9 protein-coding genes are annotated in these 12256 nt (G+C 48.9%); 8 read left to right on the top strand and 1 reads right to left on the bottom strand.

Annotation, left to right across the window (positions count from 1 at the left end):
- Positions 1 to 2 precede the first annotated feature (2 nt).
- The 8 genes from DESAL_RS08445 to DESAL_RS19720 are packed head-to-tail and all read left to right on the top strand — an operon-like array spanning position 3 to position 9917.
- On the top strand, positions 3 to 1949 hold the full coding sequence (locus DESAL_RS08445; protein WP_015851566.1) for a type IV secretory system conjugative DNA transfer family protein: 1947 nt from the start codon (positions 3 to 5) through the stop codon (positions 1947 to 1949).
- Positions 1930 to 2367 carry a hypothetical protein gene (locus DESAL_RS08440; protein WP_015851565.1) on the top strand — a complete coding sequence of 146 codons (438 nt, stop codon included), beginning with the start codon at positions 1930 to 1932 and terminating at the stop codon, positions 2365 to 2367. Before DESAL_RS08445 ends, DESAL_RS08440 begins: the two co-directional genes overlap by 20 nt.
- A complete protein-coding gene (locus tag DESAL_RS08435) occupies positions 2327 to 3949 on the top strand; it encodes a hypothetical protein (protein ID WP_015851564.1) in 1623 nt (540 codons plus the stop codon). The genes DESAL_RS08440 and DESAL_RS08435 overlap by 41 nt, the downstream gene beginning before the upstream one ends.
- The gene (traF, locus tag DESAL_RS08430; protein WP_015851563.1) at positions 3946 to 4461 is read left to right on the top strand and encodes a conjugative transfer signal peptidase TraF; all 516 of its coding nucleotides are present in this window, start codon (positions 3946 to 3948) and stop codon (positions 4459 to 4461) included. Before DESAL_RS08435 ends, traF begins: the two co-directional genes overlap by 4 nt.
- Positions 4462 to 4464: 3 nt before the next feature.
- Positions 4465 to 6627, top strand: a complete 2163-nt coding sequence (locus DESAL_RS08425; protein ID WP_015851562.1) for a DNA topoisomerase — start codon at positions 4465 to 4467, stop codon at positions 6625 to 6627.
- A 22-nt stretch (positions 6628 to 6649) separates the two neighbouring features.
- Positions 6650 to 6862: a hypothetical protein gene (locus DESAL_RS08420; RefSeq protein WP_015851561.1), complete on the top strand. Its 213-nt coding sequence runs from the start codon at positions 6650 to 6652 to the stop codon at positions 6860 to 6862.
- Positions 6863 to 6866: 4 nt separating this feature from the next.
- A complete protein-coding gene (locus tag DESAL_RS08415) occupies positions 6867 to 9170 on the top strand; it encodes a zincin-like metallopeptidase domain-containing protein (protein ID WP_015851560.1) in 2304 nt (767 codons plus the stop codon).
- 54 nt (positions 9171 to 9224) lie between these two features.
- On the top strand, positions 9225 to 9917 hold the full coding sequence (locus DESAL_RS19720; RefSeq protein WP_015851559.1) for a helix-turn-helix domain-containing protein: 693 nt from the start codon (positions 9225 to 9227) through the stop codon (positions 9915 to 9917).
- 223 nt (positions 9918 to 10140) lie between these two features.
- Here DESAL_RS19720 and DESAL_RS08405 read toward each other — a convergent pair whose 3' ends face one another.
- The gene (locus tag DESAL_RS08405) at positions 10141 to 12252 is read right to left on the bottom strand and encodes a site-2 protease family protein (RefSeq protein WP_015851557.1); all 2112 of its coding nucleotides are present in this window, start codon (positions 12250 to 12252) and stop codon (positions 10141 to 10143) included.
- Between the last annotated feature and the right edge of the window lie 4 nt (positions 12253 to 12256).

Below are 12256 nucleotides of genomic sequence, written 5' to 3'. Positions count from 1 at the left end.
AGATGACTAATAACGTATACGGACTTGGTAAAAAGAAAGGACGTGGATGGAGCGGTTTGCTTTATCTCCTTTTCCTCCTGGTACTGGCCTGCGTCGCCATGGGCTACGCCACCCAGAACACTGCCGTTTTATACGGCCACCATAAGGCTCTGGGGCCGACTGCATATGAACAATTCTACTGGCCGTGGATGATTTTTAACTGGGTAAAAATTGTGCAGCCAAGTGAGTATCTTGATCGTATCATATCAACTTCCCTTATAATTTTTGTAGCTCCGCAAATACTTGTCTTGGGCTTGGTCGCTCTTTTCTCCGGCAAGCCCAAAGGAGTTGATGACATCCATGGAACAGCACATTGGGCCGAGAAAAAAGAAATCAAAAAAGCCGGTCTGCTCGAAGGCTCCGGAGTCTACGTAGGAGGCTGGCAAGATAAGAAAGTACTCCGCTACTTACGTCACAACGGTCCGGAACACATCATGGCTTTCGCGCCTACCCGCTCCGGTAAGGGCGTCGGTCTGGTTCTGCCTACCCTTCTTTCATGGGAAGGAAGCACGATAGTTCTCGACATTAAAGGTGAGAACTGGGCTTTAACTTCCGGCTGGCGCAAGGCTCAGGGGCATAAGGTCATGAAATTTGACCCCACTGACACAACTGGCAGCTCCGCGCGCTACAATCCTCTTTCTGAGATCAGGCTCGGTGGCCCCCACGCCATTCCCGATGCCCAGAATATTGCCAGCATGATTGTTGACCCGGACGGTAAAGGTTTGCGGGACTACTGGAATAAAGCTGCTTTTTCATTCCTTGGTGGAACGATCCTGCATTGCCTTATCTATTTCCGGATCAATGCCGGCACACACGCCACATTGAATGATCTGTCTCTGATGCTTGCCGATGAAAACAGAGAGATGTCTGAACTGTTTGAAGAAATGCTGAACGAAGATCATGTCGCCCAGCTTGAAGAACTCTTTGGCGAAGAAATGGATCACGATTCAAAAGTTGCCATCAGAAAATTTATTGCAGCGGCAGCCCGCGAGATGCTCAACAAAGCCGATGCCGAACTTTCCGGAGTCGTATCCACTGCCGTAGCGAATATGGCTCTTTATCGTGATCCGGTTGTCAGCAGATCCACATCTGGATGCGATTTCCGTATCACCGATCTCATGAACTCCGAGCAGCCGGTTTCACTCTATCTCGTCATCAGGCCTTCAGATATCGACCGCTTACGTCCGCTGGTCAGGCTAATCTTGAACATAGTCCTGCGCCGGCTGACTGAAGAAATGGAATTTTCAAACGGAGCGGTTAAAGCCGGCTACAAACATCGCCTTCTGCTTATGCTCGATGAGTTCACTTCCCTGGGCAAAATGGAAATCTTTGAACGAGCCCTGGCTTTCATGGCCGGTTACGGGATCAAGGCCTACATTATCGTGCAGGATCTAACTCAACTCCAGTCCGCCTATGGAAAGGAAGAATCCATCATGAGTAACTGCCATCTACGCATGGCTTACGCTCCTAACAAAATTGAAACAGCACAAGTCCTTTCCAAGATGACCGGTGAAGCAACAGTCGTACAAAGAAAGACCTCAATTTCCGGCACAAGAGCCGGACGATTAAGCAGAGCCAATGTAAGCGTTTCCGAAGCTAAACGCGCCCTGCTCACTCCTGACGAATGCATGCGACTTCCCGGTGCGGAAAAGGATCATAACGGAATGATAACCAAATCAGGCGATATGCTTATCTTTCCCGCCGGTTTTGCTCCTATATACGGCAAGCAGATCCTCTTCTTCCTTGATCCGAAATTCCTTGAAAGGTCGAAGATTCCGGCCCCTGATAAATCCGACAAACTTAATGAGCAGATCGAAGAAACGCCAGCTCCTAACGAGCCGGCAATAGATTTGGATGCTGAGATGGAAGAGCTCGAAGAGGGCACTGTTTATGAAGATGAAGAATACTGAAATTGAAACACTGCTCCCTGTGCGTTTCCCGCGTGAGGCCTGCCGGACCTGTCCGGCCTGCTCTGCTTGGATGGCCGCCAATGGAACCAGAAAGACAGGTCGTCCCAGCTGCCCGGTCTGTCATGGCGATGGCCGTGTTCCATACATGTTTTTGCCTCCGGAACAAGTTTCTGGACGCGCCTTGATGAAAGTGGATCAGGGACGAATTCCGTTCCTGAAACCTCTCTTCGGAGAATGCAAAGAGCCTGGTCAACACCGGGCCATGAAAATGGGCAAGCAAGTGCGCTGCCCTGGCTGTGACGACCTTTGCGTAATGCCTGAAGGAATCAACGCAGGCGATTTAATTTCAACTGACCTGACTTCTAAGGAATCAGTCCATGAATGCAACGGCACGAGAATACGAACCTCAAGGCTCTAGTAACTACAGTGATCAGTATCAGAATCAAGCTGATACCGATCATCTGAGGAAGCTCATGCGCCGTGATATTGCCGGATTCTACAACCGTCTTTCCGTGACCGGCAAAAGAATTCTTGCCGCCCTTATCCAGTCCGGGCCGACTATGGATGAGCCGTTTCCTTTTGTGGTTTCAAGTCTGCAACACGGTGTTAAATGCAGCAAATTGAGCGTCCTGCGCACTCTTCCCAAAGGAGAAAAAGCGGGACTCTTCCTTCGTGAAAATCACGAATCCGGACGCAGGCATGGCAGCATCATTACCTTGTATAAAGAACGCTGCGAGTTCTTCCTGAGTCTCTACAAGCAGGAATACGGATTGCTGCTTGATACCGATCATGACCGGTATCAAGCGCAGGATGTTACCAATGCTGACCGGTATCAAATCAACTTTGGTAACAGGCTTGTTCAAAATGCCGAGCCAGCCCAATCACTGAACCTTGCCGACAATATAGACATACTCTTTTCCCGCTTATCCGATCAGGGCAAGCGAGTGTTCGGTATCATCTCTGCCCTTTCAGAACAGACTGAACAGGATGAGATATCCCTTGTAATTCAATCTATTGCCAGAGATGCAGCTTGCAGCGAAGTAACAGCTAGGCGGGTCATCAAACAGGGACACGAAGCCGAGATATACACCAAAAGGACACACGAACGCGGTCCCCGCTTTGGTATCATCCTAAAGCTGAACAGCGGCCCCATGGGACGCATGAAGGAACTATTGCAAGCCTTTCCGGTTCAGGATGTTACCAATGCTGATCGGTATCAACACGGTGTTACCGAACATGACCGGTATCATGACCGCAATGATACCAATCTTGATACCAAACATGATCGGTATCCTGTTACCAATGGTATTTTAGCTACTAAACAAGGCATTATCCCTTGCCAGTCAAGGGCTGAAGGCAATTCAGTTCCGCAGCCTGATACCAATGCTGATCAGTATCAAAACCCGGTACTATTAGATAGACAGATAAAAAATCTATCTGGTTCTGAAGAGAGTGAAGAAGAACGTTGGGCGCGCAGACTGCTTTCAATCAGCACAGACGAATTTCAAATCCTTTGGCCCCGACTCCATGAGGAACGGTTTGGTCCGGATCAGATCCGCCAGATAGCTCAGCACCGACTTTCCTTCGATGAAACAATCCTCGATATCGAGAACTCACTACATGCCGCTGAATGGGAACTGGAACACGACACTTTCCCGGAAGCGCGCAAAGGCCCCTGCAATTACCTATTCGCCACGTTGAAAAGCAAAGGCACATGGCGCAGGCCTGTAGGCTTCCTGACTCCTAACGAGCAGGCCCTTGCTAATGCCAAGAGAGAAAAAGCTGTCATTCGCGAACTGCAAGAACTGGACAAAAAGAAATCAAAAGAAGCTGAACAGGCAGCCCGTGATGAGAAGTTTGAAGCATGGTTGGCTGAACTAACTCCTGAAGAGCTGCAAGAAATTGATGCTCTCTGCTCCATGCCCATCAGTACCGAGGCAACAAAACGTTCATGGCGTAAATCATACTGGACCAAGAATATCAACAGGAACGCAGCATGAAAAATATGCTGCTGATCCTGTTCTTTCTCCATGCGCTGGGAATCGTCTTCTTGCTGCATGAATTGGGCTTTCGCTTCAACTTCACCGATTCCATGCCCCATGGAATTTACCAGATTGTCCCCGGCAAGCCTGAGCGAGGCGACCTGATCACCTTCAGTCTTGCTGAAGAAAATCCCTATTTCCAAATTTCCCTTGAGCGGCACTATCTGGGCCTGAACGGTAACAGACCGCTGCTCAAGAAATTAGCCGGCCTTCCCGGAGATTCCATTAAGATATCCGCTGAAGGAGTCTGCATTAATTCCAAGCTGCTTCCACACACACAAGCGAGATCCAGCGATCGCTACGGCCGCCAACTTCCAATTTTCCTGAAATCCACTGTTATCCCCTCTGCCAAAGGTCTGGCCCTGTCCACCTACACCGAAAACAGCTTTGATGGCCGTTACTTCGGGCTGGTGAATATGGATCAGGTGCGGAGGGTCATACCTGTTTTAACCTTTAAATTCGGAGGATAGATCATGCGTCTATTCATCGCTGAAAAACGAGATGTGGCCTTAGCCATATCGCAAGCTCTGGGCGGCCCAGATAGGCCGACCGGAGCAGCCTTTCAAGTAAACGGCGATCGTATCACCTGGCTCTGGGGTCATGTGCTGCGACTGACTGATCCGGAAGAACACGACGAACGTTACAAGCTCTGGGATCTGAATACCCTGCCTATGAAGTGGCCGGTTACCTATGCCCCGGAAAGTAAGCACGTCGACCATCTCAAAAAAATCATCGAGCTGGCTCATCAGGCCGACGAGCTGGTCAATGCCGGCGACCCGGACCCGGAAGGTCAGCGTCTGGTCGATGAAGTTATCGAGTTTGCTGGTCTACTGGAAAAACCGACCAAAAGATTGCTGATCAACGACAACAACGGCTCCGCAATTCTCAAAGCCCTTAAGAACATGGAGAACAACAGCAAATACCATGGGCTGTCCATGTCCGCGCTGGCTCGTGCTGTTTGTGATCAGCGGTATGGTTACAACCTGACTCGTTGCTATTCCACGCTGGCCCAGAAAAAAGGCTATCAGGGTGTGCTCTCGGTTGGCCGGGTCCAGACCCCCATCCTTGGTTTGGTGGTGGCTCGTGACCGCGCCCATGAAGGACATGAAAAACAGGCTTATCATACAGTAAAAGCACAGATTGATATGCCTAGTCAGTTGGTTGAGGCCGAATATATTCCCGCCGATGATGCACCGGTGGATGAGAAAGGCAGGATCGCGGATGCGGTATTTGGCAAAAAGATTGCCAACGAAGTCCAAGGTCAGCCGGCCACGGTTCTTTCCGTGCAGACTTCCGAGCGCAAGAATGATCCTCCCCTGCCCTACAACCTGCTTGCTTTGCAGGCCGATGCTGCCGGACTCTGGAACTACAAGCCGAAAAAGGTGCTGGAGATTACCCAGCGGCTGCGCGACCAGCACAAGGCGATCACATACAACCGCAGCGATTGCCGTTACCTCAATGACGAGCGGCACGCAGAAGCACCGGAGCTGTTGCAGGCTCTGACTCCGGCTTTTGGAGACATGGCCGAATACGCTGCTCCGAACCTGAAGTCTAAGGCTTTCAATTCCAAGAAAGTCACTGCGCACCATGCCATAATTCCGACCATGAATGTGCCAGAGCTGGGCAAGCTGAACGAAGACGAACGACGCATTTATACGCTGATCGTGAAGCTCTATATTGCTCAGTTTTATCTTCCGGCAGAATTTGTGGCCACAAAAGTGGAACTGAAAATAGCCGGCCACAAATTCAAGGCTGAAGGCAGGCTGAACAGTTCACCGGGCTGGCGGCTGCTGGATGAGCAATATCTCAAAGATTACGAAAAAGCCGAGAAGCAGCCGGAGCTGCACAAGCTCCAGCAGAATGATTCCGGCACCGTTGAATCCGCCGAATCAGTGAAGTCTTTCACCAAGCCCCCGGCACGCTACACCATGAAAAGTCTGCTCAAGGATCTCACCTCGGTCGCAAAGTATGTGACCGACCCTGAAATCAAAAAGCTGTTTATGGACAAGGATAGCGACAAGCAAGACGAATCCGGCGGAATCGGGACTCCGGCCACACGCGACTCCCACATTGAAACGCTCTTCAGGCGCGGCTTTGTGGCGGAAAAAAGCAAGAAGGTCATCAGCACCGAGCTGGGCCGGGAATTCCATGATGCCCTACCGGAATTTGCAGTAAAACCGGACATGACCGCTCTCTGGCACGAGAAGCAAAAGCAAATCGAAGCCGGCGAACTGAATTACCTCCAGCTCATCGAGGAGGTGGACGGTTCCGTTGCTCAGGAGATCGCGCGCGTCAAACGTGAAGGCATAAATATCAAGAGCAGCGCCGTTCAATGCCCCAAATGCAAAACCGGATTCCTGAAGCCCCGCAAAGGACCGAAAGGTAAATTCTGGGGCTGCTCCGCATATCCCGATTGCAACGCAACCTTTCCCAACAAAGCCGGTAAGCCGGATCTCAAGGCCAAGCCTGCCAAGAAGCTTGCAGCATCCAAAGAACATAAATGCCCGGATTGCGGCAAAGGTCTGATCCGCAGGCCAGCCAAGCGCAAGGGCTTGTTCTGGTGGAGTTGCAGCGGTTTTCCTGAATGCAAATTCCGCTGCTTTGATGAGAAAGGAAAACCTAAACTTGAAAGCTAACCCGCAAACCCAAGGAGAAAACATGCCCGACAACGACGAAATCAAAAAACACTTGAACGATCAGGCCGACCAGCTCGACCGGGAAATGACTGAAAATCCCGGCGCAGCCATCGAGGTTGACCCGGAGCTGGCCGACCACATGGGAGCCTTCGAGGAAGATGCACTCACGCTTGAAGAAGCGGAAGACGCTTCTTTTGATCCCTTCGACCCTGAAGAAATTGAAACGGAGGAATGACAAAATGGCAAAAGCTAAGACACCATATTATCAGCGGTTTGCCGAAGAAATCATCGATAAACTGGAAAAAGGAACCGCGCCCTGGCAAAGGCCATGGAAAGCTGGTGAATTCCAGCCGGCTTTCAACCCTGTCTCCGGAGCAGTCTATCGTGGAATCAACCAGGTCATGCTCAGTTCAGACGGACTGAATGATCCTAGATTCATGTCCTACAAACAGGCTGAATCAAAAGGCTGGCAGGTTCGTAAGGGCTCAAAGTCTCAGACCATAGTCTTTTGGCAGATGTCTCAAGTCAGTGTTGAGAAGGACGAAGACGGCAAGCCGGAACGGGATGAAGATGGCAACGTAAAGGCTGAACGAATCCAACTTGAAAAGCCGATCCTGCGTTTCTCCAATGTCTTCCACGCCAGCCAGATTGACGGGATTCCTGAATGGGATGGCCGGGAGATATCTTGGAATCCGGATGAACGAGCTGAAGCCATTCTGGAGAATTCCGGCGCAAGCATCACCCATGATCAACGCGACCGGGCATTCTACAGACCTTCTTCTGATGAAATCCATCTTCCCCCGCACGCGGCCTTTGACAGTCCCGACAAATACTACAGCACCGCCCTGCACGAACTGGGACATTGGACCGGCCATGAATCACGGCTTGACCGTGAATTCGGTCCTTTCGGCTCGGAGTTCTACGCCAAGGAAGAACTGCGCGCGGAAATAGCAAGCTGGATGACCAGTTCAGAACTCGGCATCAGCCATAATCCGGAACAACATGCCAGTTACGTGAAAAGCTGGGTCAAAGTTCTGAAGGAAGATCCTTATGAGATCGTCCGGGCCTGCCAGAGTGCTGAAAAGATCAAGGATTACACTCTAGGATTTGAGAAAGAACGCGGCAAGGAAGCAACCAAGGAGCAAGGCATGTCAGTTTCTGCCCCGGACAAGGCAAAGCTGGAACAGCGCGAATCAAAATATGGAGTTCCGGAGAACGGCAAGACATGGCTCAAAGTACCCTTCTCTGAGAAGAATCAAGCAAAGCAGCTCGGAGCCAAATGGGACCAGACTCAAAAAATGTGGTTCGCCCCTGAAGGAGAAGACGTTCAAAAATTCGCTGCATGGCTACCGGAGAACAAAGCCGCAGCGCAGCAAAAAGAAAAGCCTCAGGAACCCCGTCTTGCCACAGAAAAGACCTATCTCAATGTTCCCTATCAGGAAAAAGGACAGGCCAAGAAGCTCGGCGCACGCTGGGATAAATCCGAGAAGTTGTGGTTTGCTCCCACCGGAACAGACCTCAACACCTTAGCCAATTGGCTTCCCAAGGAAAAGGTCAATGCTCCGCAGACAAATGCTGTTCAGGAATTTGCCAAAGCCTTGCAGGAAGCCGGACTTGATCTTCAGGGCCAGCAGCCAATCATGGACGGAACACTACAGCGCGTGCCAGTCATCGATGGCAAACCCAATTCAAGAGACGGTGCATACAAAGGATTCCTTGATGCCCGCCCTGCAGGATTCATCCAGAATCATAAGACTGGCTTGAAAATGAACTGGAAGGCTGATGGCCTTGAACTTACCGCTGAAGAAAAGTCTCAAATCAAGGCACAGGCTGCACAGAAGAGGATCGAACGAGAGAAAGCCCTCGCCGAGCAGCGCGAAAAGGCTTCAAAACGTTCTTTTGCCAAGTGGACCAACGCCAAGTGGGCCACCCAGCAGCAGGAATACCTCACTAAAAAAGGTGTTCCGGCCTACGGGGTCAAGGTCAACGAGCGCGGGGATCTGCTTGTACCTGGTCATGACGTACGCGGTCATATCCACACGCTTCAAACCATAGCTCCGGAAGGCAAACTCTTTGAGAAAGGAGGCCTTAAGGCAGGTATGTTCCACGCAATTGATCCTGACAGCAAATTCAACGGTAGTGGAAAAATTATTATCGCTGAAGGATACGCCACTGCTGCAAGCGTGCATATGGCCACTAATGAGCCAACAATTGTGGCTTTTGATGCTTCAAATCTTGAGCCAGTAGCTAAAGCCCTGAAAGAAAGCTACCCGCAATGCCAGATTGTGATCGCAGGCGACAACGACCATCACCTGAATAACAATGTAGGTGTCGAAAAAGCCGAAAAAGCAGCTAGAGCTGTCGGTGGAACAACCATTGTTCCCAAGTTTACCGAAGCGGAACGAGGACAAGGTCTCAGCGACTTCAATGACCTGCATCAATCCAGTGGGCTTGGAGAGGTGAAGAAGCAGCTTTCCAGACTTTTTAAACAACAGAATAAAGTTGCTAAGAAGCAACAGACAGCTAAGGCTATGGCAATGTAAATTAACAAGCGGGTCTGAGGGGGGCCGCTTAAATGTTACAGCGAGAATATATAAATGAAACGAACAGCATCACAGCAGTTAATTGATCGTCTTTCAAGGTATCACAAAGAATATCGTAGGCAACTTACCAAACAAATCGGTCAAAGGCTGAAGCAGGCAAGGACTGAGAAGAAAATCAGTATCGCAGAACTTTCAAGACGGACCTCATTAGGGACAGATACATTGACTAGTTATGAAAGTGGTATGCTGGACAGCATCAGCTGTAGCTCCCTATATATGCTGGCATCCGAAATTAATGTAGACCTGAGTTGGTTAATTTCAGGAAATAACACATTCAGCTTCATGCATTACATGAATCAGGGCTACAATATAGCCGGACTTAAAACAGAGATCGAAAACGCTCTCAACGATGTCGAGTTACCAAATAGTTCAAAAAAACGACTTTCAAATTTTCTAGAACAACTGCACACGTCAAAAACACCAGACACTATTAAACCATTCGACAACCCTGCTGAACTAGTTGAAAATAAAGACAATACAGCATCAATTGACAATCATTCAGAACTTGTATTCGCAATTCAGGACCAGTTTCATAAATTTTCACTGAGCTTGCAGACTATACTTGATTGCCTTAAAATTGCTGAATCAAGCGGTTACCTCCCGCCCCTGCCAGCCCAATGGTGGTGTTCGGCAATCAGTAGGCATGGACAAGAAATCAACATAAAAACCAACCAGTCAGAGGAGTAAACATGGCAAAAATGACCCGTGATTAAAAATTCAAAATCATTCAGGAAACGTGATGATTGATAAACACGGCTCATACGCCGAGAAAAAAGCCCTCGGCACTGGGAATATCAAGGGCAAGGCTATGACTGGAGAACAGGAAACTCTGAGGGGGGTTCCTGTTAATTTGAAATAAAATTAAACACGCTATGCTATTTATCATAAGTACCTAATTTTGCGACTACCTTTAAAAATTACTCTCTCTCACCAAAGTCCGGTAAACCTTATGCCACATATCAATCAGATAGGATCTAGGGACCATCTGCATACGCATTTTACCACTTTTTCCCAACGGTAATCCCATTGGGCTATCTGGACTGATTTCAACCACGTACCGGGCTTCTAGTAAGGAAATGTTGCCATAGCTATCCCGGGTTGCCGGAATATCTCCTGAAGCAAGTGAAGTTAGAGCGATATGACGTGTCGAGTCGGTTTTGCTCTTTCCAATCTTAATAATGGTGCCCGAAACGGCTTCAGCTCCGGTTTCCGGGTAAAATAAAACTGTCCCTTCTTCAGATAAAAGGTCTACTTTGTCTTCTGGAATATAAGCTGCGAAATAGAAATCTTCAGGATTAACAATGCGGCCAAAAACCTGATTCTGACGAACGTGCTGTCCTGCTTTCAGATTGCGATCCCATTCAGTAATTACCCCTGAAACCTGTGCGGAAATATTATAGAATTCCTGCCTCTTTTTTATTCCCTGCAATCTGGAAGCGACTTGATGCTTTTCTTCCTCCTTCTCAGGAATAGCGGAAAAATTGTGCTGGATGAACAGAAGTTGTGCTTCTTTATCCAGAATCTTCTCTTGCAGAGAGAGCTCGCTTATCTCGGCCCGCAGGGGAACAGACGCTATGCTCAATATTTCATCACCTGCTCTGACTTTCTTCCCCCGGCTGCCCTTTATTTCAGTTACTACCCCAGAAAAAGGAGCGTAAATTTGTTGCATATTTCGTGCTTCAACCACAGCAGGGAAATAGTAAGTATGCGAACGGGGCCAGACAAGCCATGCCGCCAACGAAACGAGCAGTAACAACGAGGTCACCAATCTGGCATTGAATGTAAGCATTTTGCGCATTTTTATCACGGACGTAATCTCCTTGACGATGGGCAGAGCGATAAACCACCACACTTCTACCAGAAACAAAAAGATCCCCAGCAGTTTGGTAAATTTGTAATAAACCAACACGGCGATACCAATATACAGAAAAAAGCGATAAGCCCATGAGTATATGGAATATGTGACATAAAGAAATTTGCGCCAACCTATGGGCTTTTCTGGAGCGGTAAGGCTCATCCCTAGGCAGAAAGTTCTAAATAAATATCTTAGGTAATTGAAAGCCCTTGAACGCAGGTTGTCGATGCCGGACACATCCATGAAGATGTAGTAACCGTCAAAACTCATAGCCGGGTTCAGGTTCACCAACAGCGTGGAAATGAGCGATGCCGTGGATACTACGAAAAACAGACTATTCAACAATCCCGGTTGAGTGAAAGCCCAGCCTACGAGGCAGAAACCAGCTATAACCAATTCTGCGATTATCCCGGCAGCGGCAACCGGAAGTCGCTTTCGCTGTTTGGGAATACGCCATGCATCGGTTACGTCACAATAAGCCACTGGCCAGAGCACAATGAAAGCCACCCCCATGACCGGGACTCTTAAGCCGTGCGCCTTGGCAGTGTAGGCATGTGAAAATTCATGAACGATTTTTACGAACGTTATGGCCGTGCCGTAATAAAGCAATCCTTTGAAATTGAAAAAATACTGGAAGGTATGGAAGAATTGTTCATGTCGCATACTTACCAGAATCAGCCCCATAATTCCGCATATGAAATATAAGGTAAAAGCCGCATTGGAGGCCAACGGACGCACGTAATTGATTGTTTTTCTTAGAAATGAGTCAGGCCGCAAAAGAGGGATGCGGAAATACAGATAGTGATGCAAGAGCCATTTGAACCAGTGCGGAGTTCTGGCTTTCACTTCTTTCTCAAGCTGATCGGGTTGCTGGATGAGAGTATTTATGGTCAGTCCTTCCCTGACCAATTCCTGACAGACGCTCAGAATTTCTTCAGCTGTAGGGTCCATGGTTGTTTCCTGCTTCAGTAAATCAACCACTTCATCCAGAGTTCGCGGCTGCCCCAGCAACCTGATTACTGCAAACTCAAACCACGAAAAACGGTTGTATGACCTTGCAAGAGGATCATAAACAACCGTTGTGGGTGAACCGTCATGGGCTTTCGGGCCCGGAATAATATCGAGATCCGGACGTAGAATCGGAAGGGGAGTATCCCCTGACATCATAATG

The sequence above is a fragment of the Maridesulfovibrio salexigens DSM 2638 genome, assembly GCF_000023445.1.
Taxonomy (GTDB): Bacteria; Desulfobacterota; Desulfovibrionia; order Desulfovibrionales; family Desulfovibrionaceae; genus Maridesulfovibrio; species Maridesulfovibrio salexigens.
The sequence above is the reverse complement of the archived record's forward strand: the minus strand, read 5'-3'. Positions and strand labels throughout refer to the sequence as shown.

Bases quoted from the DNA above. Each gene is read 5' to 3' on its own strand.
- traF (WP_015851563.1), top strand. From the start codon at position 3,946: ATGAAAAATATGCTGCTGATCCTGTTCTTTCTCCATGCGCTGGGAATC.
- DESAL_RS08435 (WP_015851564.1), top strand. From the start codon at position 2,327: ATGAATGCAACGGCACGAGAATACGAACCTCAAGGCTCTAGTAACTAC.
- DESAL_RS08420 (WP_015851561.1), top strand. From the start codon at position 6,650: ATGCCCGACAACGACGAAATCAAAAAACACTTGAACGATCAGGCCGAC.
- DESAL_RS08425 (WP_015851562.1), top strand. From the start codon at position 4,465: ATGCGTCTATTCATCGCTGAAAAACGAGATGTGGCCTTAGCCATATCG.
- DESAL_RS08440 (WP_015851565.1), top strand. From the start codon at position 1,930: ATGAAGATGAAGAATACTGAAATTGAAACACTGCTCCCTGTGCGTTTC.
- DESAL_RS08415 (WP_015851560.1), top strand. From the start codon at position 6,867: ATGGCAAAAGCTAAGACACCATATTATCAGCGGTTTGCCGAAGAAATC.
- DESAL_RS08445 (WP_015851566.1), top strand. From the start codon at position 3: ATGACTAATAACGTATACGGACTTGGTAAAAAGAAAGGACGTGGATGG.
- DESAL_RS08405 (WP_015851557.1), bottom strand. From the start codon at position 12,252: ATGATGTCAGGGGATACTCCCCTTCCGATTCTACGTCCGGATCTCGAT.
- DESAL_RS19720 (WP_015851559.1), top strand. From the start codon at position 9,225: ATGAAACGAACAGCATCACAGCAGTTAATTGATCGTCTTTCAAGGTAT.